The organism is Paraburkholderia sp. RL17-347-BIC-D (assembly GCF_046027915.1).
Taxonomy (GTDB): domain Bacteria; phylum Pseudomonadota; class Gammaproteobacteria; order Burkholderiales; family Burkholderiaceae; genus Paraburkholderia.
The window spans coordinates 14,614-41,424 of sequence record NZ_JARESS010000065.1 but is presented as its reverse complement, the minus strand read 5'-3'; the positions used below and the strand labels follow the sequence as shown (position 1 = coordinate 41,424).

At 63.8% G+C, this 26,811-nt stretch carries 26 protein-coding genes; 9 read left to right on the top strand and 17 right to left on the bottom strand.

The window, feature by feature from the left end; all coding sequences use genetic code 11:
• Window positions 1–50 precede the first annotated feature (50 nt).
• The 7 genes from P0D96_RS42235 to P0D96_RS42205 form a co-directional block, all read right to left on the bottom strand.
• A complete protein-coding gene (locus P0D96_RS42235) occupies window positions 51–836 on the bottom strand; it encodes a DODA-type extradiol aromatic ring-opening family dioxygenase (RefSeq protein WP_132376770.1) in 786 nt (261 codons plus the stop codon).
• A gap of 158 nt (window positions 837–994) precedes the next feature.
• On the bottom strand, window positions 995–1,594 hold the full coding sequence (locus P0D96_RS42230; RefSeq protein ID WP_408179088.1) for a UbiX family flavin prenyltransferase: 600 nt from the start codon (window positions 1,592–1,594) through the stop codon (window positions 995–997).
• 44 nt (window positions 1,595–1,638) lie between these two features.
• On the bottom strand, window positions 1,639–1,950 hold the full coding sequence (grxD, locus tag P0D96_RS42225) for a Grx4 family monothiol glutaredoxin (protein WP_408286971.1): 312 nt from the start codon (window positions 1,948–1,950) through the stop codon (window positions 1,639–1,641).
• 118 nt (window positions 1,951–2,068) lie between these two features.
• On the bottom strand, window positions 2,069–2,920 hold the full coding sequence (prmC, locus tag P0D96_RS42220) for a peptide chain release factor N(5)-glutamine methyltransferase (protein ID WP_408179089.1): 852 nt from the start codon (window positions 2,918–2,920) through the stop codon (window positions 2,069–2,071).
• Between the two features lie 7 nt (window positions 2,921–2,927).
• Complete coding sequence (gene prfA / locus P0D96_RS42215) at window positions 2,928–4,010, bottom strand: peptide chain release factor 1 (RefSeq protein WP_408179090.1); 1,083 nt, start codon at window positions 4,008–4,010, stop codon at window positions 2,928–2,930.
• Between the two features lie 123 nt (window positions 4,011–4,133).
• Window positions 4,134–5,420, bottom strand: coding sequence for a glutamyl-tRNA reductase (gene hemA / locus P0D96_RS42210; RefSeq protein WP_132376774.1), 1,287 nt, complete (start codon window positions 5,418–5,420; stop codon window positions 4,134–4,136).
• Window positions 5,421–5,483: 63 nt separating this feature from the next.
• Window positions 5,484–6,194 (bottom strand): response regulator transcription factor, encoded by a 711-nt coding sequence (locus tag P0D96_RS42205; RefSeq protein ID WP_132376775.1) that lies wholly within the window; start codon window positions 6,192–6,194, stop codon window positions 5,484–5,486.
• A gap of 204 nt (window positions 6,195–6,398) precedes the next feature.
• Here P0D96_RS42205 and P0D96_RS42200 point away from each other — a divergent pair, with 204 nt between their 5' ends.
• Genes P0D96_RS42200 through P0D96_RS42190 form a run of 3 tightly spaced genes read left to right on the top strand, consistent with a single transcriptional unit; the run spans window position 6,399 to window position 9,142 of the window.
• A complete protein-coding gene (locus P0D96_RS42200; protein WP_408179091.1) occupies window positions 6,399–6,653 on the top strand; it encodes a hypothetical protein in 255 nt (84 codons plus the stop codon).
• A 19-nt stretch (window positions 6,654–6,672) separates the two neighbouring features.
• Complete coding sequence (locus tag P0D96_RS42195) at window positions 6,673–8,487, top strand: aminopeptidase P family protein (RefSeq protein ID WP_408319773.1); 1,815 nt, start codon at window positions 6,673–6,675, stop codon at window positions 8,485–8,487.
• A gap of 31 nt (window positions 8,488–8,518) precedes the next feature.
• The gene (locus P0D96_RS42190) at window positions 8,519–9,142 is read left to right on the top strand and encodes an HAD family hydrolase (RefSeq protein WP_408286976.1); all 624 of its coding nucleotides are present in this window, start codon (window positions 8,519–8,521) and stop codon (window positions 9,140–9,142) included.
• A 191-nt stretch (window positions 9,143–9,333) separates the two neighbouring features.
• On the opposite strand, the gene P0D96_RS42185 is transcribed toward P0D96_RS42190, so the two are convergent.
• The 7 genes from P0D96_RS42185 to ugpB all read right to left on the bottom strand — a co-directional run bounded on the left by P0D96_RS42185 (window position 9,334) and on the right by ugpB (window position 17,288).
• The gene (locus P0D96_RS42185; protein WP_408286978.1) at window positions 9,334–10,455 is read right to left on the bottom strand and encodes a DUF748 domain-containing protein; all 1,122 of its coding nucleotides are present in this window, start codon (window positions 10,453–10,455) and stop codon (window positions 9,334–9,336) included.
• 283 nt (window positions 10,456–10,738) lie between these two features.
• Window positions 10,739–12,406 carry an energy-dependent translational throttle protein EttA gene (ettA, locus tag P0D96_RS42180; protein ID WP_408179095.1) on the bottom strand — a complete coding sequence of 556 codons (1,668 nt, stop codon included), beginning with the start codon at window positions 12,404–12,406 and terminating at the stop codon, window positions 10,739–10,741.
• Window positions 12,407–12,640: 234 nt separating this feature from the next.
• Entirely contained in the window at window positions 12,641–12,940 is a 300-nt protein-coding gene (locus P0D96_RS42175) for a DUF3761 domain-containing protein (RefSeq protein ID WP_408286980.1), read from the bottom strand.
• A 50-nt stretch (window positions 12,941–12,990) separates the two neighbouring features.
• Window positions 12,991–14,079, bottom strand: a complete 1,089-nt coding sequence (locus P0D96_RS42170) for a sn-glycerol-3-phosphate import ATP-binding protein UgpC (RefSeq protein WP_408286981.1) — start codon at window positions 14,077–14,079, stop codon at window positions 12,991–12,993.
• An 85-nt stretch (window positions 14,080–14,164) separates the two neighbouring features.
• Entirely contained in the window at window positions 14,165–15,010 is an 846-nt protein-coding gene (gene ugpE, locus P0D96_RS42165; protein WP_007180267.1) for a sn-glycerol-3-phosphate ABC transporter permease UgpE, read from the bottom strand.
• Complete coding sequence (gene ugpA, locus P0D96_RS42160; RefSeq protein ID WP_408179098.1) at window positions 15,007–15,891, bottom strand: sn-glycerol-3-phosphate ABC transporter permease UgpA; 885 nt, start codon at window positions 15,889–15,891, stop codon at window positions 15,007–15,009. The genes ugpE and ugpA overlap by 4 nt, the downstream gene beginning before the upstream one ends.
• Before the next feature lie 71 nt (window positions 15,892–15,962).
• Window positions 15,963–17,288, bottom strand: a complete 1,326-nt coding sequence (gene ugpB / locus P0D96_RS42155; protein WP_132376782.1) for a sn-glycerol-3-phosphate ABC transporter substrate-binding protein UgpB — start codon at window positions 17,286–17,288, stop codon at window positions 15,963–15,965.
• Between the two features lie 270 nt (window positions 17,289–17,558).
• Between ugpB and P0D96_RS42150 the strand changes: the two genes are divergently transcribed.
• Window positions 17,559–18,527: a glycerophosphodiester phosphodiesterase family protein gene (locus P0D96_RS42150; RefSeq protein WP_408179099.1), complete on the top strand. Its 969-nt coding sequence runs from the start codon at window positions 17,559–17,561 to the stop codon at window positions 18,525–18,527.
• Between the two features lie 121 nt (window positions 18,528–18,648).
• On the opposite strand, the gene ychF is transcribed toward P0D96_RS42150, so the two are convergent.
• A complete protein-coding gene (gene ychF / locus P0D96_RS42145) occupies window positions 18,649–19,743 on the bottom strand; it encodes a redox-regulated ATPase YchF (RefSeq protein ID WP_408179100.1) in 1,095 nt (364 codons plus the stop codon).
• Between the two features lie 315 nt (window positions 19,744–20,058).
• Here ychF and P0D96_RS42140 point away from each other — a divergent pair, with 315 nt between their 5' ends.
• The 5 genes from P0D96_RS42140 to P0D96_RS42120 all read left to right on the top strand — a co-directional run bounded on the left by P0D96_RS42140 (window position 20,059) and on the right by P0D96_RS42120 (window position 25,168).
• Entirely contained in the window at window positions 20,059–20,424 is a 366-nt protein-coding gene (locus P0D96_RS42140) for a hypothetical protein (protein ID WP_408179101.1), read from the top strand.
• A gap of 78 nt (window positions 20,425–20,502) precedes the next feature.
• Window positions 20,503–21,675: a UbiH/UbiF family hydroxylase gene (locus tag P0D96_RS42135; protein WP_408179102.1), complete on the top strand. Its 1,173-nt coding sequence runs from the start codon at window positions 20,503–20,505 to the stop codon at window positions 21,673–21,675.
• Window positions 21,676–21,807: 132 nt separating this feature from the next.
• Window positions 21,808–22,533 (top strand): DsbC family protein, encoded by a 726-nt coding sequence (locus tag P0D96_RS42130; protein WP_408179103.1) that lies wholly within the window; start codon window positions 21,808–21,810, stop codon window positions 22,531–22,533.
• 94 nt (window positions 22,534–22,627) lie between these two features.
• Complete coding sequence (locus P0D96_RS42125; RefSeq protein ID WP_408179104.1) at window positions 22,628–24,418, top strand: M61 family metallopeptidase; 1,791 nt, start codon at window positions 22,628–22,630, stop codon at window positions 24,416–24,418.
• A gap of 153 nt (window positions 24,419–24,571) precedes the next feature.
• Window positions 24,572–25,168, top strand: coding sequence for an FMN-dependent NADH-azoreductase (locus P0D96_RS42120; protein ID WP_408319769.1), 597 nt, complete (start codon window positions 24,572–24,574; stop codon window positions 25,166–25,168).
• A gap of 110 nt (window positions 25,169–25,278) precedes the next feature.
• On the opposite strand, the gene P0D96_RS42115 is transcribed toward P0D96_RS42120, so the two are convergent.
• Both P0D96_RS42115 and P0D96_RS42110 read right to left on the bottom strand, forming a co-directional pair.
• A complete protein-coding gene (locus P0D96_RS42115; protein WP_408319767.1) occupies window positions 25,279–26,127 on the bottom strand; it encodes a uracil-DNA glycosylase in 849 nt (282 codons plus the stop codon).
• Window positions 26,128–26,173: 46 nt separating this feature from the next.
• Window positions 26,174–26,800, bottom strand: coding sequence for a CYTH domain-containing protein (locus P0D96_RS42110; RefSeq protein ID WP_408319766.1), 627 nt, complete (start codon window positions 26,798–26,800; stop codon window positions 26,174–26,176).
• Window positions 26,801–26,811 lie beyond the last annotated feature (11 nt).

Below are 26,811 nucleotides of genomic sequence, written 5' to 3'. Positions count from 1 at the left end.
AGTTGCTCAGGCGGGGGTTTTTCTTTTCTGCCGCGCTTATTGACTCTGCGTCAGGCGGTGCCGAACACGTAGTTCGTCATGGCCAGCGAGCGCTGGTAGGTCCCAAGCGACTGGATGGCCAGCGAGTAATCGTCGTCCGCCGCGCCCAACGCGGCGAAGACCGGCAGCAGATGCTCGTCGGTGGGATGCATCAGCACGGCGTGCGGCGCCTGGCGGCGGTAGTCGAGCAGTGCGTCGATATCGTGCGCGGCGAGCTTTTCCTCGAACCAGTCGGTGAATTCGGCGACGCGCGGATCGGCGTCTTCAGGGCGCGCGGAAAAGTCGGCGGCGCGCAGGTTGTGCGTGATCTGGCCGGAGCCGATCACCATCACGCCGTCGTCTTTCAACGACCGCAGCGCCCGGCCGACGCGGAAGTGATGCGCCGCGTCCATGTGCGGCTGGATCGACAACTGGGCGACGGGTACGTCTGCATCCGGAAACATGAGCAGCATCGGCACCCATGCGCCGTGGTCGAGTCCGTGCGGCTGCGCGCCCGTGAGGATGCCGTTTTCGCCAAGCAGCACCGCCGCGCGGCGCGCCACATCGGGCGCGCCAGGAGCCGGATACTGAATTTCGTACAGCTGACGCGGAAAGCCGTAGAAATCGTGGATTGTCTCCGGCGCCGTGGACGTGCTCGCCACCGGCTGCGCCGTGCCCCAATGGGCCGACAGCATCAGCACGGCTTGCGGACGCGGTAACTGGGCGCTCAGCGCGCCGAATTCGGCGGACGGCAGCGACGGGTCGATCGGCAGCGTGGGCGCGCCGTGGGACAGGAAAAGCGACGGTAAGCGGTTCATGGCGGCAGCGCAGCCGCGAGAGCGCGGCGCAGAGATTGGGTTGCTACCAATATAGGGCTGCACCGCGATTTGATAAACGGGTGAAAACAGAATTGATTGTGTCGCAGATGTTGTGAATCCGTGCTTATGCACGGTCATCGCACGCTGCGGCTAAGGCGCTATTCCTGTACGCCGCGCAGTCCGGCCCACGCCGGCGACAAAGCCGGTCCGAGCGCGAATAGATCCAGCACGCGCGCCACGGTGTGATCGACCATTTCGTCGATGGAAGCGGGTTGGTTGTAGAAAGCAGGCAAGGGCGGGAAGATCACGCCGCCCATTTCAGTGACGGCCGTCATATTGCGCAGATGCGCAAGATTGAACGGCGTCTCGCGCACGAGCAGCACGAGGCGGCGGCGCTCCTTGAGGGTGACGTCGGCGGCGCGCGTGATCAGGTTGTCCGAGAAACCGTGCGCGACGCTGGCGAGCGTCTTCATCGAGCAAGGGGCGACGACCATGCCGTCGGTGGCGAACGAGCCGGACGCGATGCTCGCGCCGACGTCGCGCACCGAATGAACGACATCCGCGAGCGGATGCACGTCTTCTTTGCTCAACCGGAGTTCGTGCTGAATATTGAGCCAGCCCGCGCTCGAAATCAGCAGATGGCTCTCGACGCCGCCCAGCCTGCGCAGCGTTTCGAGTATCCGGATGCCGTAGATGGCACCCGTCGCGCCGGTAATCGCGACGATCAGCCGGCGTGGCGCCGCAGCGCGTGTTTCCATGGCTCGCGGCGCCTTGGGGATAGAAGCGTGTGGACCGTGGCCGCTCAGGCCGCGGCGAACAGTTGCTGCAGTTCGCCCGATTCGTACATTTCCATCATGATGTCCGAGCCGCCGACGAATTCGCCCTTCACGTAGAGCTGCGGAATAGTCGGCCAGTTCGAGAACTGCTTGATGCCCTGGCGGACTTCGTCGTCTTCCAGGACGTTGACGGTCTTGAGCTCGCCGACGCCGCACGCCTTCAGGATCTGGATGGCGCGGCCCGAGAAGCCGCACATCGGGAACTGAGCAGTGCCCTTCATGAAGAGGACGACGTTGTTCTCGTCGACGATTTGCTTGATGCGTTGTTGCGTATCCATGACTGACCTTGCGGTTCCGTTATGTGTAGGGAATAGGCTGAAATGATAGCGGATTTCGATACGGCCGGCCGAGCGCCGCTTTGTCCGTGCAGCGTTTGTGGATATTAGGCGATGCGCGTCAGCCGTCCAACCGCCCGCCGCTGATCCGCTCGATGCCGGCCAGGTCCCGCTCCGAGCGGACTTGCGCGAAACCTTGCGCCGTCAGCAGCGCGCGCACGGCTTCGGCCTGATCGTAGCCGTGCTCGATCCACAATACGCTATCGGCGGCGAGCCGTGTGGGCGCACCGGCGATGATGGCGCGGATCGCGCTGAGCCCGTCGGCTTCGTCGGTGAGCGCGCCGCGCGGTTCGAAGCGCAGATCGCCTTCGTCCAGATGCGGATCGCCGCTCGCGATATACGGTGGATTACTGACGATCAGGTCAAAGCGCAAGGTGGCGTCGAGCGAGTCGTACCAGTCGCTTTGCGTCAATGCCAAGGCGCCGCCGGGCCGTTTCGCGTCGAGCAGCCGGGCGGCGTTGCGTGTGGCGATCGCCAGCGCTTCGGCGGAACGGTCGAGTGCCCAGACTTGCGCGTCGGGTCGCATCGATGCGATCGCGACGGCAATGGCGCCGGTGCCCGTGCCGAGATCGAGCACGCGAGGCCGCGAGAGGTTTTCCAGCGCCGTCAGCGCAGTTTCGACCAGCAGTTCGGTTTCGGGGCGCGGAATCAGCACGTGTGGTGTGACTTCGAAATCCAGCCCGAAAAATTCCCGGGCGCCGACCAGTTGCGCTACCGGCTCGCCCGCTACGCGCCGTGCTTCCAGCGCCTGGTAACGCTCGACAAACTCGTCGCTGAGCGCTTCGTCGCTGCGCGTAATCAGCTGCGTGGGCCGCCAGTCGAGCACATGCGTGAGCAGGATGCGCGCTTCGAGCAGCGGCAGCGGCGAGGCGCGCAACAAAGCGGCGGGCGTGTTGGGCGTGGTCGAACTCATGCGCGCTTTAGTCCGCGTCGCCCAGCGAGGCCAGCAACTCGGCCTGATGCTCGCTGACGAGCGCCGCGATCAGTTCGTCGAGATCGCCGTCCATGATTGCGTCGAGGCGGTAGAGCGTCAGGTTGATGCGGTGATCCGTCAGACGCCCTTGCGGGAAGTTGTACGTGCGAATCCGCTCCGAGCGGTCGCCCGAGCCGATCAGGCTCTTGCGCGTGGCGGCTTCCTTCGCCTGCTGCTCGTGCGATTGCTTGTCCTTGATGCGCGCGGCCAGCACCTTCAGCGCGCGGTCCTTGTTCTTGTGCTGCGAACGGTCGTCCTGACATTCGACGACGATACCCGTCGGCAAGTGCGTGACGCGCACCGCGGAATCGGTCTTGTTGATGTGCTGCCCGCCCGCGCCGGACGCGCGGAACGTGTCGATCCGCAAATCGGCCGGATTGATCTCGACTTCACCGATTTCGTCCGCTTCCGGCATGACCGCGACCGTGCACGCCGACGTATGAATGCGGCCTTGGGTTTCAGTCGCCGGCACGCGCTGCACGCGATGGCCGCCGGACTCGAACTTGAGCTTCGAATAGGCGGCTTCGCCCGCGATCCGCACGATCACTTCCTTGTAGCCGCCCAGATCCGATTCGCTCGCCGACATCATCTCGACTTGCCAGCGGTTGCGCTCGGCAAAGCGCAGGTACATGCGCAGCAGGTCGCCCGCGAACAGCGCGGACTCGTCGCCGCCCGTTCCGGCACGGATTTCGAGAAAGATGTTGCGGTCGTCGTTCGGGTCTTTCGGCAGCAGCATTTTCTGCAACTCGGCGCCGAGTTTTTCCATGCGCTCGCGCGCCGCGCGAATTTCATCTTCGGCGAAGTCGCGCATCGACACATCGGCCAGCAATTCCTGCGCGGTGGCCGCGTCGTTCATGGCCTGGCGCCACAGCGCGTAGTGGTCGACCACCGGCCCGAGCTCGGCGTGTTCCCGCGTGAGCTTGCGGTATTGGTCGAGATTCGAGGTGATGTCCTCGCGGCTCAACAGATCATTCAGTTCGGCCAGCCGGGTAGTGAGCTGGTCGAGCTTGCGTTGCATGCTCGTTTTCATCGGACGGGTATCGGAGCGGGCTCCGGCAAGGACGACGACTAGGGGAGTGGGCGGATGCCCTGGTCAGAAGCATGTCGCGGGCCACTTGCGGGTAGCCCGGACAGCGCGGCGGTGGCTGCGCCGCTAACGCTCCGTGGAACCGGAGTGTTTGTAGAAACCGCTCATGAGTTCGATGAGCGTGTCACGGTTCTCGCTGCTCGCACGATTGAGCGCGTGCGTGGGACCGTGGATCAATTTATTGGTGAGCGATTGCGACAGCGCTTCGAGCACGGCAGCCGGATCGTCGCCGCGTGCGAGCATTTTCTGCGCGCGTTCGACTTCGGCACGGCGCAGCACGTCGGCTTGCGTGTGCATATGGCGGATGACCGGCACGATGCTGCGCGCGTCCAGCCATTGCATGAAATTCTGCACGCGCGTTTCGATGATCGCTTCGGCCTGCGCAACCGCGGCTTGCCGCGACGCATTGCCTTCGCGGACGATCGCGCCGAGGTCGTCGACGGTGTACAGGAACACGTCTTCGAGCTTGCCGACTTCGGGTTCGATATCGCGCGGAACGGCCAGATCGACCATGAAAATCGGCCGGTGGCGGCGCGCTTTGACCGCCCGCTCGACCGCGCCCAGGCCGATGATCGGCAAGGTGGACGCCGTGCACGACACGATAATGTCGAACTCATGCATGCGCGACGGCAGCTCCGACAGCGGAATGGCCCGGCCGTTGAAGCGCTCGGCGAGACGCGTGCCGCGCTCGGCCGTGCGGTTGGCGACTACGAGTTCCTTCGGCTGCTGCGCGGCGAAATGCGTGGCGCACAACTCGATCATTTCGCCCGCGCCGATGAACAGCACGCGCTGGTTCGAGACCTTGTCGAAAATCCGTTGGGCGAGGCGCACGGCGGCGGCTGCCATGGAAACCGACTGCGCGCCGATTTCAGTCGTGCTGCGCACTTCCTTCGCCACGGCGAAGGTTCGCTGAAACAGCTGGTTCAAATAGGTGCCGAGCGCGCCGGCTTCCGACGCGGTACGCACGGCATCCTTCATTTGTCCGACGATTTGCGTCTCACCCAGCACCATCGAATCCAGCCCGGACGCGACGCGGAACGCGTGACGCACGGCTTCCGATTGCGGCAGCGCGTAGACGTGCGGCGCGAGTTGGTCGATGGGCAGGTTGTGGTACTTGGACAGCCACTGGATCGCGGCTTCGCGCGCGGCCTGGTCGTCGGTCGCGCAGTAAAGTTCGGTGCGATTGCACGTGGACAGAATTGCCGCTTCCGGCGCCGTGCGGGCCGACGGCCCCAGCCAGACGCTCTTGAAGGTGTCCAATGCAGGCTTGATCTGTTCGAGCGGAAACGCCACGCGTTCGCGCAGGGCGACAGGCGCAGTGTGGTGATTGATTCCGATCGTTAGAAGCTGCATTTGGGGGAGCTATGGTTTAGCCCAATATTATAGCGTTTCCACGATTTTCACATTGTGCGTGGCTTATTCCGCGTTTACAACGGCTTCCGGCGGGATCGCGTCGAGTTGATAGCCGTAGCCGTACAGCGGCGTCAGGCAATAGCCATGTTCAGGATGAAGCTGCAATTTGCTGCGCACGCGCGACGCGTGCGTGTCGACCGTGCGCGACCTTACGTCGCGGCGGCGCGTCCAGACGTTTTCAAGAATATGCGCTCGCGACACCGGCCGCGAGAGATTGCTGAACAGCAGCAGCGCGAGGTGGAATTCCTTTGGCGTGAGCGTGACCGTTTGCTTACGGAATGTGACGGCAAATTGCGCCGCATCGAACGCATATTCGCCGATGACGTCGCGCCGCCGGTTGGGCAGCCGCCGCAAGCCGGCGCGGCGCAACAGCGCGTCCACGCGGGCCAGCATCTCCGGACCGCGGACCGGTTTGGTCAGGCAGTCGTCGGCGCCGGCGTGCAGCGCGGCGACAATCTGGCTTTCGCGTGGCGCCGACATCAGCACGATCACCGGCAAGCCCGGCAGGATGGCGCGGGCGCGCGCGATGACGTCTTCGGCGGAGTGGTCGCCGGCCCAGCTTTCGGTGATGAGAAGGTCGAAGAATTCTTCGCTGGCGCGCGTCAGAAACGGCACGCTCGCGATGAAGTGCTGACACAGATGACCGCCGGCGAAGACCAGCCGGCCGACAAGTTCAGCATGCCGCAAGTCCGGCTCGATAAGGGCGATTCGCATGACGCACTTTCAGCGTGGCAATGACCGGGGACCAGGCTTTTCCGTAAGGCTCACAGCTTGCCTAACATCACCCCGACCCCTAAACTCAACCGCTATGCGGAAAGCGCCGTGCTGAACTTCTATAGTTAATGAGACAAAAATGCTAGCTGTGTTGGCCCCTTGCGCCCATGAGACGAATCCGAAACTGCGCGAGGCCAGCCGTTAATGGGGTGGCCCGGCCTTGTAGTGTTGGGGGCGGCGATCGGCCTTGCGGGCTGGTGGTTGCATCCGCTGCGACGCGCGAGCCGCGCCCGGTGGTGGGTGGCGCTGCTGGCCGGCGTGCTGGGCGCGGCCGTCGCGCACATGGCCGGCAATGTGATTGGTCTCTTCCATGACGGTGATACGCTCGAATGGCCGGTTTGCACCGCCGTCGCGTTGATCGCCGTCGCCGTGACGGTCGGCTTGCTCTCCCGTCGATGAATATTTGCAGGTGACTCCGATGAATGCCCGACTCCCCGAAACTTCCTCCATTCCCGAACGTCTTGCCACCTTGCGCAACGCAATGGCGCGCGAAGGCGTCGCCGCCTACCTGGTGCCGTCCGCCGACCCGCATCTGTCCGAGTATCTGCCTGGGCGCTGGCAAGGCCGGCAGTGGCTGTCCGGCTTCACCGGCTCGGCCGGCACGCTGGTCGTGACCGCGGACTTCGCCGGCGTCTGGACAGACAGCCGTTATTGGGAACAGGCCAACGCGCAACTAGCCGGCACCGGCGTTCAGTTGATGAAGATGACCGGCGGCCAGCAGACCGTGCCGCATTTCGAATGGCTCGCTCAGAACGTGCCGGCAGGCGCCACGGTCGGCGTGGACGGCGCCGTGCTCGGCGTGGCGGCGGCGCGGGCCTTGAGCCAAGCGCTGAGCGCGCGCGGCGTGCAACTGCGCACCGACGTCGATCTGTTCGACGCGATCTGGCCGCAGCGTCCGTCGCTGCCGGCGGCCGCCGTGTTCGAGCACGCCGCGCCGCATGCGAGCGTCGCCCGGTCGGACAAGCTCGCGCAAATTCGCCGCGCCATGGCGGACAAAGGCGCGCAATGGCACTTCATCTCCACGCTCGACGACCTCGCGTGGCTGCTGAATCTGCGCGGCGCCGACGTCAGCTACAACCCGGTGTTCGTGGCCCACGCGCTGATCGGCGTCGACCACGCGTCGCTGTTCGTCGCCGACGGCAAGGTGCCGCAGGCGCTGGCCGATGCGCTGGCGAAAGACAACATCAGCGTCGAGCCGTATGCGAAGGCCGCGGACGCGCTGGCCGCGCTGCCCGCCGGCAGCACGCTGCTGATCGACCCGCGCCGCATCACGTTCGGCTCGCTGCAATCGGTGCCGTCAACGGTTACGGTGGTCGAGGCCGTCAATCCGTCCACCTTCTTCAAATCGCGCAAGACCGAGGCGGAAGCCGAGCATGTGCGCGAGACGATGGAACAGGACGGCGCGGCGCTGGCGGAATTTTTCGCGTGGTTCGAAGGCGCGCTGGGCCGCGAGACGATCACCGAACTCACCATCGACGAACGTTTGACGGCGGCTCGCGCGCGCCGTCCGGGTTTCGTGTCGCTGAGCTTTGCGACGATCGCCGGCTTCAACGCGAACGGCGCGATGCCGCACTACCGCGCCACCCAGGAATCGCATTCGGTGATCGAAGGCAACGGCCTGTTGCTGATCGATTCCGGCGCGCAGTATCTGAGCGGCACGACCGACATCACGCGCGTGGTACCGATCGGCACCGTCAGCGAAGCGCAGCGGCGCGATTTCACGATCGTGCTGAAGGGCACCATGGCGTTGTCGCGCGCGCAGTTCCCGCGCGGCATCCGTTCGCCGATGCTCGACGCGATCGCCCGCGCGCCGATTTGGGAAGCCGGCGCCGATTACGGTCACGGCACCGGCCACGGCGTGGGCTATTTCCTGAACGTGCACGAAGGCCCGCAGGTGATTTCGCACTACGCGCCAGCCGAACCGTGGACCGCAATGGAAGAGGGCATGATCACCTCGGTCGAACCGGGCATTTACCGTCCGGGCAAATGGGGCGTGCGGATCGAGAATCTCGTGCTGAATGTGCCGGCCGGTCAAACCGAGTTCGGCGATTTCCTCAAGTTCGAGACGTTGACGCTGTGCCCGATCGACACGCGCTGCCTCGATCTGCCGCTGCTGCGCGAGGACGAACGCGCGTGGCTGAACGCGTATCACGAGACCGTGCGTACGCGTCTGTCGCCGCACGTGTCCGGCGACGCCAAAGCGTGGTTGGAGTTGCGCACGCAACCCATTTGATTGCGATCAGAAATCAGCTTACGGAGAGTGCATGGCCATCAAGGCAGTGGTGTTCGATTTCGGCGGCGTGCTGATCGACTGGAGCCCGGAGTATCTGTATCGGGAACTGATCCCTGACGAGACCGAGCGCCGCTGGTTTCTGACTCACGTCTGCTCGATGGACTGGGTGATCCGTCAGGACGGCGGCCAGCCGATCGTCGAGGCCACCGAGGAACTCGTCGCAAAGTTTCCCGATCACGAAGCGCTGATCCGCGCGTTCTACGAACGCTGGCACGACATGGTGGCCGGTGTGCTGGAAGAGGGCGTGGCGATCATGGAAAAGCTCGAAGCGGCCGAGGTGCCGCTCTTCGGGCTGACCAACTGGTCGGCGGAGACCTTTCCGTATGCGTGGGAGCATTACCCGGTGCTGCGGCGGTTTCGCGACATCGTCGTCTCGGGGCGAGTGAAGATGGTGAAGCCAGATCCGGCCATTTTCGCGGCCATGCGCGAACGGATCGAGGCGCAAATGCCGGGCATCGAGCCCGGCGAACTCGTCTTCATCGACGACAACCTGAAGAACGCGGAGGCCGCAACCGCGCTCGGCTGGCACGGCGTGCATCACACCAGCGCCGCGCGAACCGAAGCGAAACTGCGCGAGTTGGGGCTGTCGGTTTAAGGCTGGGACGGTTCCGAAGAAATAGCGAGGCAGTTGCGTTCCAGTTTCAGCGCGCCTCGCAAATTGAAGGGAGACTGCGCGAGCTTGGGCCAGCAGTTCGAAGCTCGTGCGTTTCTGGCAGCAAAGCGGCGCGGCCGCGCTCCAACGGCGCTGCTTTAACTCTGCCCGCATCGACGCAGTTTTGCCCCGGCCTACTGCCCAAGCAGATTTTTCAACGCGTTCCCTAAGCCTTTCACAGTTTCCCCCGCGCCCTTTGCCACGTCCTCGACGCTCACTCCGAGCGCCTTCGCAAAGCCGGTGCCGATGCGCTTCATCAGGCCTTCCTGCACCGAGAATTTCGGGTCGCGCAAATTCCCATCCAGAACGAAATGCAACGTGATGTCGCCGTTGTGCGACTTGAGCGCGGCGACCGCAGCCTTGGTCGGAATCGACATGAAGGTGTCGAGCGGGTTGCCGGTGTCGGCGAGCTGCAGATTGTGGACCGTCAGCGAGCCGGGTGCGTGCAACTGATAGTTGCGTACCGTCGAGTCGACCGTCAGGTCGATCGTGCCGCCGGTCACTTGCGCCTTGGTGCCGGCCTTTTTGATCAGGTACGGGTCGAGCATCACGATGTCGACACCGCGCAGTTTGCTGGTGGTCTGCGAATCCTTGCTGGCGATCTTGATCCAGCCGGCAAACGACACGGTGCCCGTATGCGCCGGGCCTTTGATCGAGCCCGTGACATTGACGTTGGTCGGCTCAGTGAGGGCGGGCAGGTGCAGATTGTCGACGGTCGCGTTGGCATTGCTGACCGTCACTTTGAACGGCGGCGGCCCAACCGTCATGTCGTAGAAGTGGAAGTTGCCCTGCTCGAAGCTGATGTGATCGACCTGCTTTTCGCGGGGAGTGGACGCCGCCGCGCCGCTGGCTTCGATGTCGTACCGGTTCACCGATTCCCGCAGATTCGGCATCAAGCGAATCGTGCCGTCTTTGGTGCGCAACACGGCGATATCGAAGCCGCGCACCACGACGCTACGGATATGCATGCGCCGCGCGATCAGATCGCGAATATCGGGCGTGACGGTGATGTCGTCCGCCCGGAGCGGATCGCCGGCCGGCCAACCGGGCGGCGCTTTGAGAAGAACGTTGGTGAGATGAACCGAGGTGAGGCCGACGTCGATGGTTTCGGCGCTGCCCAAGGGACCGAGCGCCGCGATCACGCGCTCCTTGACCTCGCGTTGCGCGAACTGCAAGGCGCCAACCACGACGACGATCAGCACCAGCAGCACGCCGCCCACGGCGACGGCCCAGCGCTTGCCCTTCGACATCGCCATGCTTGCCTCCTCATCACCGCGTGGCGCGCGGCGTGGCAGTGATCGGCCTTGTGCGCTCATCGGGTGGGCGCGCCTAGAGGTGTTCGTCCGGGCGGAACGAGGAATGCGTACGTCTCGCCGCGATGACGTGTATCACGCCATGGCACGCAATGCGTGTGCCCTACCGCTCATACCGTCGACGCCAGGTGTTTGCGGCGCACGCCACGCTCGAGCGCCCGGAAAAACGGCCGTCGAGGCGGCCTGCGCGTCAGCCCAGCCAACGCGCAGGCCAGCCGGTCTCAGCTTATCGTGTGATCGGCTTGTAACGCAGACGCTTCGGACGCGCCGCTTCTTCACCCAGACGAGCGCGCTTGTCCGCTTCGTATTCCTGGTAGTTGCCGTCGAAGAACGTGATTTGCGAATCGCCTTCGAACGCGAGGATGTGCGTGGCGATCCGGTCGAGGAACCAGCGATCGTGCGAGATGACCATCACCGAGCCGGCGAACTCGAGCAACGCGTCTTCGAGCGCGCGCAGCGTTTCGACGTCCAGATCGTTCGACGGTTCGTCGAGCAGCAGCACGTTGCCGCCCGCGATCAGCGTCTTGGCCAGGTGCAGCCGGCCGCGCTCACCGCCCGACAGATTGCCGACCACCTTCTGCTGGTCGCCGCCCTTGAAGTTGAAGCGGCCGATGTACGCACGCGACGGCGTTTCGTACTTGCCGACCGTCAGCACGTCGGCGCCGCCGGAGATTTCCTCGAACACGGTCTTCGAACCGTCCAGCGCGTCGCGGCTTTGATCCACGTACGCGAGCTTGACGGTCGGGCCTTGCACGATCTCGCCCGAATCCGGCTGTTCGCGGCCGGTCAGCATGCGGAACAGCGTCGACTTACCCGCGCCGTTCGGCCCGATGATGCCGACGATCGCGCCCGCCGGAACCTTGAAGCTGACGCTGTCGAGCAGCAGACGGTCGCCATACGACTTGCTGACATTCTTGAACTCGATCACTTCATTGCCCAGACGATCGCCGACCGGAATGAAGATTTCCGAGGTTTCGTTGCGCTTCTGGTAGTCCTGGCTGTTCAGTTCCTCGAAGCGGGCGATACGCGCCTTCGACTTCGCCTGACGGCCCTTCGGGTTCTGGCGCACCCACTCCAGTTCTTTCTTGATCGCCTTCTGACGCGCCGACTCCGACGATTCTTCCTGCTTCAGGCGCTCTTCCTTCTGGTCGAGCCAGCTGCTGTAGTTGCCCTTCCACGGAATGCCGTGGCCGCGGTCGAGTTCGAGAATCCACTCGGCGGCGTTATCGAGGAAGTAGCGATCGTGGGTCACAGCGACCACGGTGCCCGGAAAGCGCGTGAGGAACTGTTCGAGCCAGTCGACCGATTCCGCATCCAGGTGGTTGGTCGGCTCGTCGAGCAGCAGCATGTCCGGCTTTTCGAGCAGTAGCTTGCACAGCGCGACGCGACGCTTTTCGCCGCCCGACAGATGTTCGATCTTCGCGTCCCAGGCCGGCAGGCGTAGCGCGTCGGCGGCGATTTCGATCTGCTGCTCGGCGTTGCCGCCGTCGGAGGTGGCGAGGATCGCTTCGTACTTCGCCTGTTCGGCGGCGAGCGCGTCGAAGTCGGCGTCCGGTTCGGCGTAGGCCGCGTAGATTTCGTCGAGCTTCTTTTGCGCGTTGAACACGTCGCCGAGACCTTCCTCGACCGCTTCACGCACCGTCTTGTTCGGATCGAGTTGCGGTTCCTGCGGCAGATAGCCGATGTTCAGGTTCGGCATCGGCGTGGCTTCGCCTTCGATGTCCTTGTCCACACCGGCCATGATGCGGATCAGCGTCGACTTGCCCGAGCCGTTCAGGCCGAGCAGGCCGATCTTCGCGCCGGGGAAAAACGACAGCGAGATGTCTTTCAGGATTTGACGCTTGGGCGGCACGATCTTGCCGACCCGGTTCATGGTGAAGACGTATTGGGCCATTTGCTTGCAATAGACGTTGACGACGCCGGCCGCGTAGGGGGCGGGCGATCGTGGGTGGATGGGTAATCGGTGTTATGGCCGGGCGGAGCGCCCGGCGCCGGCCGGCGCGGCGTGAAGCATGGCGTCGAACTTCGCGACGCCCCGCGCGCGGGCGGGTTCTTCAGGTGGCATTGTACTTCGGCAGGGGCGCCGGACGGCAGTGGGTGTCCGTCCGGTCCGGGCCCGCTCGGATGATCAGAGCCAATCCGCGACACCGCCATGCCGCGAACACGTGCCGCTGCGATGCCGGCTGAAGCTGTACGTGGCATCGCGGCAGCGCGCGGTCGCGCCTTCCGGCGCCTTGCCGGATAACGAGCGGGCTGGCGCGTGCACCGTGTTGCCGTCGCGATTCGTATAGGTGTTGTGATTGCTGAGGTTCGCTTCGTCGGGCGTGGCGCCCGGTGCGACATACGCGAACGCGGAGGACACGCTGAACAACAGCGCCGCGGCAGCTGCCGTGCAGGCGCGCAAGGTGTTACGAGTCATGCCTGTCATGGTCTTTCGAGTGCTTGTTATTCTGACCTCACGCGCGCTTTGCGAGCTCTTCAATTCGCGCGCCGTCCGCTCGCCGGATCGAAGAAATGCAGATGCCGCGCGGGCAGCGCCACTTGCAGCGCCTCGCCTGCCGCGGGCCGATGCGCGTGCGGCAAACGCACCGTCACGTCGTGCTTGCCCCAGCGGCCGTGCGCGAGATTGTCTGCGCCGAGCAATTCGCAGGAATCGACGGTGAGCGTCGCGTGCGGCGCATCCGCCTGACCCGGGCTCATGTGCTCCGGGCGAATGCCGAGCGTCCACTCGCGTCCTTTGGCGACTTCCCGGTCGATCGACGCGACGTCGGCCAACGGCAGCTTCGGACCGTTCCCAGCCACTTCGAAAACTGAGCCGTCGTCCGACACGCGGCCTTCCAGCAAATTCATCCCCGGCGAACCGATGAAGCTCGCGACGAACACCGTGGCGGGCCGTTCATAGACCTCGGTCGGCGCGCCGATCTGCTCGGCGTGGCCCTTGTTCATCACGATCACGCGCTGGGCCAACGTCATCGCTTCGATCTGATCGTGCGTCACGTACAGACTCGTCGTTGCAAGCCGCGCATGCAGGCGCTGGATTTCGAGCCGCATCTGCACGCGCAAGCGCGCGTCGAGATTCGACAACGGTTCGTCGAACAGGAACACGGCCGGCTCGCGCACGATCGCGCGCCCCATCGCGACACGTTGGCGTTGCCCGCCAGATAGCTCGCGCGGCTTGCGCTGCAACAGCGCTTCGAGTTCGAGAATCTGCGCGGCGGCCTGCACGCGCTTTTCGATCTGCGCACGCTCGACACCCGCGATCTTCAGCGCATAGCCCATGTTCTCGGCCACGCTCATATGCGGATACAGCGCGTAGTTCTGGAACACCATCGCGATGTTGCGATCCTTCGGCTCGAGCTGATTGACCACTTTGCCGGCGATCGAAATATTGCCATCGGAGATGCGCTCGAGTCCCGCCACCATCCGCAGCAAGGTCGATTTGCCGCAACCGGACGGGCCGACCATCACGACGAACTCGCCGTCGGCGACGTCCACGTCGATGCCGTGCAACACGAACTGTTTGCCGTCGTAGGTTTTTTTCACGCCTTGCAGAGTCAGTGCAGCCATGCCGTTTTAGCCTTTCGTTACGTGCCGCGGATCGCGCGGTGTTGTGATTTCAATGCCGGAAGAAGCTCGCTCAAACGGGCGCCGCTTACTTCTCCGCGTCCACGAGTCCGCGCACGAACCAGCGCTGCATCGTCAGCACGACTGCGAGCGGCGGCAGCATGGCGAGCAGCGTTGCGGTCATTACAAGATGCCATTCGGTAGCGGTGTCGCCCGACGCGATCATGCTTTTGATGCCGACCACGGCCGTGGTCAGCGATTGCTGGCTCGTGATCAGAATTGGCCACAGGTACTGATTCCAGCCGTAGATGAACGTGATCACGAACAGGGCAGCCATGTTCGTCTTCGACAGCGGCAAGACGACGTCCCAGAAGAACCGCATGGCGCCGGCGCCGTCGATGCGCGCGGCTTCCATCAATTCGTCCGGCAGCGTCATGAAGAACTGGCGGAACAGGAAGGTTGCGGTGGCCGAGGCGATCAGCGGCAACGTCAAACCGCTATACGTATTGCTCAGATGCATCGACGAGACGACTTGCACGGTCGGAAAGATCCGCACTTCGACCGGCAGCATCAGCGTAATGAAGATCAGCCAGAACGCGAGGTTGCGAAACGGGAAACGGAAGAACACGATCGCGTACGCGGAGATCATCGAGACGGCGATCTTGCCGATCGAAATCACCAGCGCCATCACGAGGCTGTTGAACAGCATGCGGCCGAACGGCGCCGCCGCGTTGCCGCTGCCTTGCGACCAGACGGTCGCGATGTTCTCGAACAGATGCGTGCTCGGCACCAGCGAAAGCGGCACGCTGAACACTTCGTGCTCGCTCATGGTCGCCGCGCAGAACGCGACGTACACCGGAAACACCACCAGCACGACGCCCAGAATCAGCACCGCGTGGCAGAAGAGGTCGAAACCGCGGCGGTTCTCGATCATGAGTATTGAACCCTGCGTTCGATGAAGCGAAATTGCACGACCGTCAACGCGACGACGATCACCATCAGGATGACCGACTGCGCGCCGGAACTGCCGATGTCGAGCCCCTGAAAACCTTCGGCGAAGATCTTGTAGATCAGCGTGCGGGTGGCTTGCGCGGGACCGCCGCCGGTGGCGGCGTCGATCACCGGGAAGGTGTCGAAGAATGCATAGGTGATGTTGATCACCAGCAGGAAGAAACTGGTCGGTGAGAGGAGCGGTAGTGCGATGCCGAAAAAGCGCCGCACCGGACCGGCGCCGTCGATCGCCGCCGCTTCGATGAGCGAGCGCGGAATCGCCTGCAAGCCCGCATAGAAGAACAGAAAGTTATAGCTGACCTGCTTCCAGACGGACGCGAGCACCACGAGGAACATCGCCTGGCCCGCGTTCAGCGCGTGATTCCACACGATGCCGTACTTGGCCAGCGCGTAGGTGACGAGGCCGATGCTCGGGTTGAACAGGAACGACCACAGCACGGCGGCGATCGCGGGCGCGACCGCGTACGGCCAGATCAACAGCGTTTGATAAGTCTTGGCGCCGCGCGTCACGCGATCGGCGCAGACCGCGAGCAGCAGCGAGATCACGAGCCCCGACACCGTGACGAGCGCGCAGAAGATCAGCGTCGTATAGAACGACGAAAGATAGAGCGGATCGGCGAAGAGTTGCTTGAAGTTGGCGAGCCCGACGAACTCGCTCGATGTTCCGAACGCGTCCTGGCTTTGCGTGGATTGCCAGAGCGCCTCACCGGCCGGCCACAGAAAGAACAGCAGCGTGATCGCCAGTTGCGGCGCGACGAGCAGGTAGGGCAGCAGGCTGGTGCCGAAGCTGGAGCGCTTATCCATCGATGATTTCCAAGGTTCTGCTGCAAGCACGGGTTCCGGTGCGGGCGCACCGAAACCCTGCCGACGACCGCTTAGTTGCCGGCTTTCTCGAAGCGGCGCAGCAGTTCATCGCCACGCGACACGGAGGCGTCGAGCGCCTGTTGCGGCGTCTTCTTTTGTGCCCAGACCTGTTCGAGTTCTTCGTCGATGATCGTGCGGATCTGCGGCATGTTGCCCAGACGCAAGCCCTTCGTGTACGGCAGCGGCGGCTTGTTGAGCATCTGCTTGATGGCGGTGTCGCTGCCCGGGTTCTTTTCGTAGAAGCCTTGTTGCTGCGTCAGTTGATAGGCGGCGGTGGTGACCGGCAGATAGCCGGTGTCCTGATGCCACTTGGCGGCAACCGGCGCCGATGACAGATACGAGAGGAATTTCGCCACGCCCTTATAGACCGCCGGATCCTTGCCCGACAGCACCCACAGGCTTGCTCCGCCGATGATCGCGTTCTGCGGCGCGCCCTTCACGCTCGCGTCGTACGGCATCATGCCGGTGCCGAAGTTGAACTTCGCGTACTTCTTGATCGTGGCGAGCGACCCCGACGAGTTGGTGATGATCCCGCAGTCGCCGCTATAGAACTTCGACACCGGTTCGTCCTTGCGGCCGACGTACGTGAAGGTGCCATCCTTCTGCATGTTCTGCAGGAACTGGATATGCGCGACTTGCAGCGGCTTGTTGAATTCCAGTTGCGCGTCGGGGCCGTCGAAGCCGTTGTTCTTCGTCGCGAACGGCGCGCCGTGCCAGGCGCTGTAGTTCTCGAGTTGAATCCAGCTCTGCCAGCCCGATGAATAACCGCACGCCATGCCCGACGCTTTCAGCTTTTGTGCGTCGGCCTGCAGTTCGGCCCAGGTTTTCGGTGGCTGGTTCGGGTCGAGGCCGGCTTTCTTGAAAGCGTCCTTGTTGTAGTACAGCACCGGGGTCGAACTGTTGAACGGCATTGAGATCAGCTCGCCGGTTTTGGCGTCGCTGTAATAGCTGGCGATGGTCGGCACGAAGGCCTTTTCATCGAGCGGCACGCCGGCTTGCTTGAACACTTCCGAGACCGGGATCACGGCCTTCTTCGCCTGCATCATGGTGGCGGTGCCGACTTCGTAAACCTGCAGGATGGCCGGCGCATTGCCGCTGCGATACGCGGCGATGCCGGCGGCGAGAGTCTGGTCGTAGGTGCCTTTGAAGACCGGCACGATCTTGTAGTCGCTTTGCGATGCGTTGAACGCGTTGGCGATGTCGTTCAGCCGTTCGCCCAATGCGGCTTCCATGCCGTGCCAGAACTGGATTTCAGTCGCGGCGTGGGCCGCCTGGCTGAGGCCGACACTCAATACGGCGGCAACGGAAAGCGAACGGATTAGCGGCTTCAAACTCATCGATTTGTCTCCAGATTGGAACGGGCGCGGATGCGAATCGCGCGATTCTATTTGTGTTCGATGACAGTCCGGCGACGGTGGCCGGGCGGCGTGCACCATTTTTGACGGGCGCCGAATGCCGCAATTTAACACCGGTGTCACAAAACGGAAACAGTCGGTGGTTGAAGGCGACGGTCCGCGCGAGGCCTTAGTCTGCTCGGCGCCTACGAGTTTGAGTTGCTCGCGTGGATTCGTGTACGTTACGTCACGGTGCGTTAATCAGGATTGCAGATGCTGGGTTCTTCATTGCGATTGGTAGCAGGTAGCTGGGTGGCGGGCCTGGCGTTGGCCGGTTGTTCGCTCGCGCCAGTGAGGAGCAACGATGCCGTCACTCAGGTGAGTTCATTGCCGGCGATCATCGCCCACCGAGGCGGCACGGGCGATGCGCCGGAGAACACGCTCGAAGCGATCCGCCTGTCGATCGAACATCATGCCGACGCGATGTGGCTCACCGTGCAGTTGAGCAAGGACGGCGTGCCGGTCTTGTATCGACCAGCGGACCTGTCGGCGTTGACCTACGCGAAAGGACCGGTGTCCGCCTATACCGCGGCTGAACTCGCCCGCGTGAATGCCGGGTGGAGTTTCCGCCGCGGACAGGCGTATCCATACCGTGATCATCCTTCGGGCATTCCGACGCTACGCGAGGCACTGCGCGCGATGCCGGCGGACATGCCGGTCATCCTCGACATGAAGGCGCTGCCTGCCGGGCCGCAGACGCAAGCCGTCGCGCGCGTGCTCGACGAAGAAAACGCGTGGCAGCGTGTATCGATCTATTCGACCGAAGCCGATTATCAACAGAGCTTTGCCGCGTATCCGCAAGCCAGACTGTTCGAATCGCGCGATGCAACGCGTGAGCGGCTCGTGCGCGTCTTGCTGAATCAAGGCTGTGTGGATGCGCCGGCCGGACACGCAATGACCGCGTTCGAGTTGCATCGCGCGCTGACGGTAGTCGAGAAGTTCACGCTGGGACAAGGGCGGTCGGATGTGCAGGCTACGCTGTGGACGGCGGCAACGGTCGCGTGCTTCCGGCAGAAGCCCGACGTGCGCATCGTCGCGATTGCCGTGAACGATGCGGACGATTACCGCATGGCGGCGTGCCTCGGCATCGATGCGGTGCTCACGGATTCACCGGCAAGAATGGCGGTGATCAGGGACGGTATCGCGTTGCCGCTGCGCTGCGCGCGCTCCAAGGCAAACTAGCGGCCAATAAAAAAAGCCCGCTTTGAAAAGCGGGCTCTCTTGAAGTCACTTGCTGCGGGCGACAACGCTCAGGTTTTCACCCGTGGCCGTCTCATGCCGAAGCCGAAGCCCAGGCAGAAACTCAGACGTTGAACAAGAAGTTCATCACGTCGCCATCATGCACGACGTATTCCTTCCCTTCCGCACGCATCTTGCCGGCTTCCTTCGCGCCTTGCTCACCCTTGTAAGTGATGTAGTCGTTGAACGCGATCGTCTGCGCGCGAATGAAGCCGCGCTCGAAGTCCGTGTGAATCGCGCCCGCGGCCTGCGGCGCCGTATCGCCGACGTGGATCGTCCACGCGCGCACTTCCTTCACGCCAGCCGTGAAGTAGGTTTGCAGGCCCAGCAGCTTGAAGCCGGCGCGGATCACGCGGTTCAGACCCGGCTCTTCCATGCCCATGTCGGCGAGGAACACTTCCATGTCGGCTTCGTCGAGGTCGGCGATTTCCGCTTCGATCGCGGCGCACACGGCGACGACCGGCGCGCCTTCGGCCGCTGCGAACTTCGCGACCGCGTCCAGATGCGGGTTGTTCGCGAAGCCGTCTTCCTTCACGTTGGCCACGTACATAGTCGGCTTGGCAGTGATCAGGCAGAACGGCTTGAGCGTGACCTTTTCTTCGTCCGACAGGTCGAGCGCGCGGACCGGCTTGGCCTGGTCGAGTTGCGCACGCACCTTTTCCAGCACCGCAGCGTTCTTGATGGCTTCCTTGTCGTTACCCGACTTGGCGGCCTTCGAATAGCGCGCCAGCGCCTTTTCGACGGTTGCGAGGTCGGCCAGCGCCAGTTCGGTGTTGATCACTTCGATATCCGACAGCGGATCGATCTTGTTCGCGACGTGAATCACGTTCTCGTCTTCGAAGCAGCGCACCACGTGCGTGATCGCGTCGGTTTCGCGGATGTTGGCGAGGAACTGGTTGCCCAAACCTTCGCCCTTGCTCGCACCGGCCACCAGACCGGCGATGTCGACGAATTCCACCACGGCCGGCAGGATGCGCTCCGGCTTGACGATCTCAGCGAGCGCCTTCAGACGCGCGTCCGGCACCTCGACGATGCCGACGTTCGGCTCAATCGTGCAGAACGGATAGTTTTCGGCGGCAATGCCCGCCTTGGTCAGCGCGTTGAACAGGGTGGACTTGCCGACGTTAGGCAAGCCGACGATGCCGCATTTGAGGCTCATGGAAATCCTTCAGTGAATCAGTAAGTTGCGTGATGCGCTCGACGCTGTGTGCAGGATTCGAGAAGCCTTCGCGTGTGGCGTGGCGGACCAATGCAGCGGAGCGGGACAAGACACCGGATCGGGGCGTTGCTCGACGACCGGGCGCAAGTTTTCACGGAAAGCGCAATTGTAACCCGTTCGGATCGGCGCACCGACGCGGCAGCGGGAAAGCGGCGCCCATCGCTCGATCGGCGATTGCAAGGTTCAGGTAAGAATTTCTCGAACGCATTGTAGAATCGCCGGTTCAGGGCCGCTAGAGCCCAATCCGAGGAAAAAATGAGAACAATACGATGGGTCATCACGGGCGTGGCTGTCGTCGCGCTGGGCAGCGCGATCGCGTCATGGGTATCGCCGAACTTCGACGACGCCCAGGCGAACTCGGACCGGCAGACGGTCAACTGCCTCGCCAGCCGTTTGACGTTGGACGATAAAAAGCAGATCGCCCAATACGCCGATGCCAACGACTTCGATTCACTGTGGCACGTGTATGACCGCATTTTCCCGGACTGCGCCGTGCGCGGCGATCAGCGGGAGCGCAAGGGCGACCTCGAGGCGAGCGCCTGGCGGCTCCTGTCTTCCGACCGCGAATTCACGCGGCTGCGCGAAGCGAACGCGGCACACGCGGCCGCCGGTCGCCTGTGAGCATCGGCGCGATTGTTTGGGCTCAAACGCCGTGTGCATCGATCCGTCCCCCGCAACCCCCGCGGCTATAATGCGCGGATGAACGCACACCACCAGACCTTTGATGCCGCCGTGATCGGCGGCGGGCTCGTCGGCAAGACCGCGGCGCTCGCGCTGACTCAAGGCGGGTTGCGCGTGGCGCTGCTCGCGCAACCCTGCGCGGCACTGCCCGCCGGCGTCGCCTTCGACTCGCGGGTCTACGCGCTGTCGTCGAGTTCACAGGCTTTGCTGGAGCGTTTGCGGGTCTGGCAGGCGCTCGATCTGGCGCGGCTCGGGCCCGTCTACGACATGCGCGTCTACGGCGACGCGCACGCCGAACTGCATTTCTCCGCGTTCCAGGCTTCGGTGCCGCAACTGGCCTGGATCGTCGAGTCGTCGGTGATCGAACGTGCGCTGGATGCGGCGTTGCGCTTCCAGCCGAATCTCACCTGGATCGACACGCGCGCTCAGGCGCTGGATTTCACCGCGGATAGCGCGAGCGTCGGGCTAGCCAACGGCAATGTGCTCGACGCCGATCTGGTGGTCGGCGCGGACGGTGCACATTCGTGGGTGCGTGCTCAGATCGGCTCGAAGATGGACCGGCGCGACTACAAGCAAACCGGCGTGGTCGCCAATTTCAAGGCCGAAAAGCCGCACGGCGAAACCGCTTACCAATGGTTCAAGGACGGCGAGATCATCGCGCTCCTGCCCATGCCGGACGGCCACGTTTCGCTGGTCTGGTCGGCGCGCACCGAGCACGCGGAGCAACTGATCGCGCTCGATCCGGCGCAACTCGCCGCTGAAGTGGAACGCGTGACCGGCGGCCAGTTCGGCGTGCTCGATTGCGTGACGCCGGCGCAAGGTTTCCCGCTCGCGCTGCAAACGGTCGACCGGCTGGTGGCGCCACGCGTCGCGCTGGTCGGCGACGCCGCGCATCTGATTCATCCGCTGGCCGGGCAGGGCATGAACCTCGGCCTGCGCGACGTCGCGGCGCTCGCCGACGCGGTCGCCGGCAAGGAATCGTTCCGCGATCTCGGCGACATGGTGCTGCTGCGCCGCTACGAACGCGCCCGCCGCGAAGACATCCGCGCGCTGATGATCGCCACCGACGGGCTGCAAAAACTCTTCTCGGTTCCCGGTCCGTTTGCCAAGGTGTTGCGTAATACCGGCATGGCGTTCGTGGGCGCGCAGCCGTTCATCAAGCGCTTGCTGGTGTCGGCTGCGCTGGGTTGAAGCACCCGGCCGGGCATGCCGCGGCCGGCGACACAGGTATCATGAGCGGATGGACGCCGTTCCGGTCAGACAGGAAACGTCAGGAAACGAGCAATGCGTGCGCATGGCGCGCGATTGAACCAGGAATTCAGGATGAAAAAAACTTTCCGCATGGCCGCCGCCGTGCTTGCCATCGCCGCCGTCACGATCGGCTGCTCCGCGCAGGCCGACCAGACCACCGACAAGCTCAAAGCCACGCTGCAGACGCGTCTTTCCGACGTGTCGATCAAGAGCGTGACGAAGTCGCCGATTGCCGGCCTGTACGAAGTGAACCTCGGCACGCAGATCGTCTATAGCGACGCGAACGGCGATTACCTGATGCTCGGCGACATGGTCGACGCCAAGACCCGCAAGAATCTGACCGAAACACGCCTCGCTGAAACCAACCGCATCGATTTCGCGAGCCTGCCGTTCGGGAACGCGGTGAAGGTCGTGAAGGGCAACGGCGCGCGCAAGATCGCCGTGTTCTCCGATCCGAACTGCCCGTACTGCAAGCAGCTCGAAACGTCGCTCAAGTCGATCGACAACGTGACGGTCTACACGTTCCTGTACCCGGTGCTGTCGCCGGATTCGACCGCCAAATCGAAATCGATCTGGTGCTCGACGGATCGCGCGAAGGCCTGGGAATCGTGGATGCAGGATCATCAGGCGCCTACCGCCGCCGGCACCTGCGACACCGCCGCGATCGACAAGAACCTGGCGCTCGGCCACGCAATGAACGTCGACGGCACGCCCACGGTGTTCCTCGCCGACGGCCGCCGTCTGCCCGGCGCCGTGCCGGCCGACCGTCTGGACAAGGAAATGTCCGCAGTGCACTGAGCACGCGGAACACAACGAACAAAGGAGGCGCGACGTGCGCCTCCTTTCGCATCGAGCCCGAACATCCCCGCCTCACCTCTTCTAATCGCCGCCGATGAAGCCGATCCGCTACACCATCGTTCCCAAGCAACCCGCCGCTCACCTGTTCGAAGTCACCGTGACCGTCGCCGATCCCGATCCGGCCGGCCAGCGTTTCATGCTGCCGGTGTGGATTCCGGGCAGCTACATGGTGCGCGAGTTCGCTCGCAACATCGTGACGTTGCGCGCCTTCAACGACGCGGGCCGCAAAGTGCGCGTCGAGAAGACCGACAAGCACACGTGGCAGGCTGCGCCGGTCAAGGGCGCGCTGACGTTGCGCTATGAGGTCTACGCGTGGGATCTATCGGTGCGCGCGGCGCATCTCGACGATACGACGGGCTTTTTCAACGGCACGAGCGTGTTCCTCTCGCCGCACGGTCATGAGGAAGCGCAGTGCGTGGTCAATATTCAGAAACCCGAAGGCGCGGCGTATCGCAACTGGCGTGTCGCGACCGCGCTGCCGGAGGCGCGCGGCACGAAGCGTTACGGTTTCGGCGAGTATCGCGCGCAGAACTACGACGAACTGATCGATCATCCCGTCACGCTGGGCGAATTCGCGCTGGCGACGTTCAAGGCGCATGGCGTGCCCCACGACATCGTGATCGCCGGACGCGTGATCGGGCTCGACATGGCGCGCCTGTCCGCCGACCTGAAGCGTATTTGCGAAGCGCAGATCGCGTTGTTCGAGCCGAAGTCGAAGAAAGCGCCGATGGATCGCTACGTATTCATGACCCAGGCCGTCACCGATGGTTATGGCGGCCTCGAACACCGCGCTTCAACCGCGTTGATCTGCAATCGCGGCGATCTGCCGGTGGCAGGGCGCGAGGCGCTCACCGAAGGTTACCGGACCTACCTCGGCCTGTGCAGTCACGAATACTTCCACACCTGGAACGTGAAGCGCATCAAGCCGGCCGTGTTCGCGCCGTACGATCTGAGCGTCGAAAACTATACGTCGCTGCTGTGGCTGTTCGAGGGCTTCACCTCTTACTACGACGACCTGATCCTCGTGCGCAGCGGCCTGATCTCGCAGGACGACTACTTCGGCATGCTCGGCAAGGTGATCGGCGGCGTGCAGCGCGGCAGCGGACGTCTCAAGCAGACCGTCGCCGAAAGCTCGTTCGACGCGTGGGTCAAGTACTACCGTCAGGACGAGAACGCGCCGAACGCGATCGTCAGCTACTACACCAAGGGCTCGCTCGTCGCGCTCGCGTTCGATCTGACGATCCGCGCGCAGACCAACAACCGCAAATCGCTCGACGACGTGATGCGTCTGCTGTGGCAGCGCTTCGGCCGTGACTTCTATCGCGGCAAGCCGGTCGGTGTCGACGAAAGCGAGATCGAAGCGATTTTTGCGGAAGCGACCGGCGCGAAATTGGCCGAGTTGTTCGCCGAAGCCGTCCACGGCACGCGCGATCTGCCCCTCGACACGCTGCTCGCACCGTTCGGCGTCGAAATCGCGCCCGAAGTGGACAAAAACGCCAAGCCGTCGCTCGGCGCGCGCATGCGCGGCGGCGCGGATTGCACGCTGGCAGCGGTTCATGACGGCAGCGCCGCACAAAAGGCAGGGCTCTCGGCCGGCGACGTGCTGATCGCGCTCGACGGCCTGCGCGTGACGGGCTCGAATCTTGACGGGCTGCTCGCGCGCTACCAGCCGGGCGCGAAAGTCGAGATTCACGCCTTCCGCCGCGACGAGTTGCGCATCGCGCAAGTCAAGCTGGACGGGCCTGAGGTAGCGCGCTACAAGCTTAGCGCCAGCGACAAGCGCCCCGCCGCGCGCAAGGCTCGCGAGCGCTGGCTGGCTAGCTGATCGTCATCCGGGCCGTCCCAACGGACGGCCCGTGGTGGCGGATTGTTCTACCAGTGCAACGATCCGTCGCCGCCGGATGGCTTTTTCCCGAGGCGGTAAAAAAACACAATGGCTCCATTCGCGCAACACTGCGCGCCCCAACTGGAGTCAACCATGACCACGATCCTGCAAATCAACTCGGCAGCCCGCTCGCAAGGCGCAAACTCGACGTTGCTCGTCAACGAGCTGACCGCAAAACTGCAACAATCGAATCCGGGCGCGCAAGTCGTCGTCCGCAATCTGCAAGCTGAACCGCTGCCGCACCTGGACGACGCCGTCCTCGGCGCGTTCTTCACGCCGGCTGAGCAACGCACGGCCGAGCAAGCCGCGATCGCAGCGCGCAGCGAAGCGCTGATCGCCGAACTGCAAGCCGCCGACATCGTCGTGATCGGCGCACCGATGTACAACTTCGGCATCTCGTCGCAACTGAAGACGTACTTCGACTTCATCGCCCGTGCCGGCATCACGTTCCAGTACACGGCGAACGGTCCGGAAGGTCTCGTGAAGGGCAAGAAGGTTCACGTCGTGTCGGCACGCGGCGGCAAGTATCTGGGCACGCCGAACGACAGCCAGACGCCGTACCTGACGAGCTTCCTGGGCTTCCTCGGTATGACCGAAGTCAACTTCATCTACGCCGAAGGCCTGAACATGGGCCCGGACGCTGCCGGCGCCGCGCTGGCTTCCGCGCGCGAAGCGATCGCTGCTGCGTAAATCTGGCTGCGCCGCTTCGATGCGGTCGATAGCACCGGAATGAAAAACGCCACGAACCTTGGGTCCGTGGCGTTTTTTCTTTGTGGCGCGATGCCGGATGCCGGCGGTTTTTACGCGAGCATTTGCGCTTCGTCGGGCAGGCGCCAGTCGATGGGTTCGCGGCCGTGCTGCGCGAGATAGTCGTTGGCCTTCGCAAAATGCCCGCAGCCGAGAAAACCGCGATGCGCCGACAGCGGCGACGGATGCGGCGCCTCCAGGACGTAATGCGACTTGCCGCCGAGCAGCGCGCGCTTGGCTTGCGCATGCGCGCCCCACAGCATGAACACGAGGCCGTCATGGCGCATCGCCAGTTCATGGATCAGCGTGTCGGTGCATTTTTCCCAGCCACGTTTCGCGTGGCTGGCGGCGGAATCACGCTCCACGGTCAGCACCGTGTTCAACAGCAGCACGCCTTGCTTCGCCCATGTGTCCAGACAACCGTGACGGGGCGTCTCGTGACCGAGGCTTGCGGCGATTTCCTTGAAGATATTGCGCAGCGACGGCGGCGTGCGCACGTCCGGCGCCACGGAAAACGCGAGGCCGTGCGCTTGCGGCGTGCCGCGGTCTTCGCCGTGGTACGGGTCCTGGCCGAGGATGACGACTTTCACTTCGTCAGGACTGGTCAGACGCAGCGCGCGGAACACGTCGGCGGGATAGACGGTTTTGCCGGCGGCGCGCTCACCGTCGACGAAACGGCAGAGCGGCGCGTAGGCGTCGCTTTCGATGAACGGTTTGAGATGTGCGCGCCATGTGGGCGGCAGGGCGTCGAACTGGGCCTCGAGTGTTGGCGGCCGCATGGCGGCGCTGGCGCTGGTTTGCCGCGGCTGCGCGTGCGTCATGTCAGTGGCCGGTGCGGACGCGGCGTCGCCGAACAGCGATGCCTGCGACGGATTGGAGCGGGTACGGGAAGCGGAGGTCATGGCGGGGAAGTGTCGCAGCAAACGCGGCGTTGCTCAAGGTGTCGCCTCAACCAGCCCGCAACTTATAACCGCGCTGCGCCTTGCTGATATTGTCCGGTGCGAGACCGGCTATGTGCTTGCCGAGTTCCGCGGCGAGTGTGTGAAGCGCGGCTTCGTCGCCGGACTTCAGTTCGAGCTCGACTTCCGAGATCGACGCGCGACGCGTTTCGCTATCGACCTCGGCGAACACGTCGCCCTGATCGATCGCCGCTTCGATGTCCGAGCCGTCCACTTCGACACGCCACAGCGTCCGGGTGAAATTCGTGCGGAACAATTCGACGAGTTCGGGCGCTGCCTGACGCAAAGCATCCGCGGCGGACGGTTCGTCGCACTCGCGTAACAACGCATCGATCTCCAGCTTTTCGCCCGCCACCGGCATTTCCCATTCATGCCGGCTGTGCAAACCTTCTTTGGCGTTGCCCACCGTCTTGAAGGTCTGCAGCCAGCCGTCCGGCGTTTGACGCAGACGCAACGCGCTCTTCGAACTCGCCAGCGTCAGCTCGGGCGTGTCGAAGTAAATATTCACCAGCTTGATCGGACGGCCTTTCCCACCCGCGCGCGCGACGAACCATTGCGTCGCCGCTTGCACCTGCGCGGGCGGCAGCGCCAGTTTGATTTCGCGTTCCATGCCCATGATCTGCTCCG

Coding starts and splice junctions, on each gene's coding strand:
- P0D96_RS42235 (WP_132376770.1), bottom strand. CDS start 836: ATGAACCGCTTACCGTCGCTTTTCCTGTCCCACGGCGCGCCCACGCTG.
- P0D96_RS42230 (WP_408179088.1), bottom strand. CDS start 1,594: ATGGAAACACGCGCTGCGGCGCCACGCCGGCTGATCGTCGCGATTACC.
- grxD (WP_408286971.1), bottom strand. CDS start 1,950: ATGGATACGCAACAACGCATCAAGCAAATCGTCGACGAGAACAACGTC.
- prmC (WP_408179089.1), bottom strand. CDS start 2,920: ATGAGTTCGACCACGCCCAACACGCCCGCCGCTTTGTTGCGCGCCTCG.
- prfA (WP_408179090.1), bottom strand. CDS start 4,010: ATGAAAACGAGCATGCAACGCAAGCTCGACCAGCTCACTACCCGGCTG.
- hemA (WP_132376774.1), bottom strand. CDS start 5,420: ATGCAGCTTCTAACGATCGGAATCAATCACCACACTGCGCCTGTCGCC.
- P0D96_RS42205 (WP_132376775.1), bottom strand. CDS start 6,194: ATGCGAATCGCCCTTATCGAGCCGGACTTGCGGCATGCTGAACTTGTC.
- P0D96_RS42200 (WP_408179091.1), top strand. CDS start 6,399: ATGGGGTGGCCCGGCCTTGTAGTGTTGGGGGCGGCGATCGGCCTTGCG.
- P0D96_RS42195 (WP_408319773.1), top strand. CDS start 6,673: ATGAATGCCCGACTCCCCGAAACTTCCTCCATTCCCGAACGTCTTGCC.
- P0D96_RS42190 (WP_408286976.1), top strand. CDS start 8,519: ATGGCCATCAAGGCAGTGGTGTTCGATTTCGGCGGCGTGCTGATCGAC.
- P0D96_RS42185 (WP_408286978.1), bottom strand. CDS start 10,455: ATGGCGATGTCGAAGGGCAAGCGCTGGGCCGTCGCCGTGGGCGGCGTG.
- ettA (WP_408179095.1), bottom strand. CDS start 12,406: ATGGCCCAATACGTCTTCACCATGAACCGGGTCGGCAAGATCGTGCCG.
- P0D96_RS42175 (WP_408286980.1), bottom strand. CDS start 12,940: ATGACAGGCATGACTCGTAACACCTTGCGCGCCTGCACGGCAGCTGCC.
- P0D96_RS42170 (WP_408286981.1), bottom strand. CDS start 14,079: ATGGCTGCACTGACTCTGCAAGGCGTGAAAAAAACCTACGACGGCAAA.
- ugpE (WP_007180267.1), bottom strand. CDS start 15,010: ATGATCGAGAACCGCCGCGGTTTCGACCTCTTCTGCCACGCGGTGCTG.
- ugpA (WP_408179098.1), bottom strand. CDS start 15,891: ATGGATAAGCGCTCCAGCTTCGGCACCAGCCTGCTGCCCTACCTGCTC.
- ugpB (WP_132376782.1), bottom strand. CDS start 17,288: ATGAGTTTGAAGCCGCTAATCCGTTCGCTTTCCGTTGCCGCCGTATTG.
- P0D96_RS42150 (WP_408179099.1), top strand. CDS start 17,559: ATGCTGGGTTCTTCATTGCGATTGGTAGCAGGTAGCTGGGTGGCGGGC.
- ychF (WP_408179100.1), bottom strand. CDS start 19,743: ATGAGCCTCAAATGCGGCATCGTCGGCTTGCCTAACGTCGGCAAGTCC.
- P0D96_RS42140 (WP_408179101.1), top strand. CDS start 20,059: ATGAGAACAATACGATGGGTCATCACGGGCGTGGCTGTCGTCGCGCTG.
- P0D96_RS42135 (WP_408179102.1), top strand. CDS start 20,503: ATGAACGCACACCACCAGACCTTTGATGCCGCCGTGATCGGCGGCGGG.
- P0D96_RS42130 (WP_408179103.1), top strand. CDS start 21,808: ATGAAAAAAACTTTCCGCATGGCCGCCGCCGTGCTTGCCATCGCCGCC.
- P0D96_RS42125 (WP_408179104.1), top strand. CDS start 22,628: ATGAAGCCGATCCGCTACACCATCGTTCCCAAGCAACCCGCCGCTCAC.
- P0D96_RS42120 (WP_408319769.1), top strand. CDS start 24,572: ATGACCACGATCCTGCAAATCAACTCGGCAGCCCGCTCGCAAGGCGCA.
- P0D96_RS42115 (WP_408319767.1), bottom strand. CDS start 26,127: ATGACCTCCGCTTCCCGTACCCGCTCCAATCCGTCGCAGGCATCGCTG.
- P0D96_RS42110 (WP_408319766.1), bottom strand. CDS start 26,800: ATGGGCATGGAACGCGAAATCAAACTGGCGCTGCCGCCCGCGCAGGTG.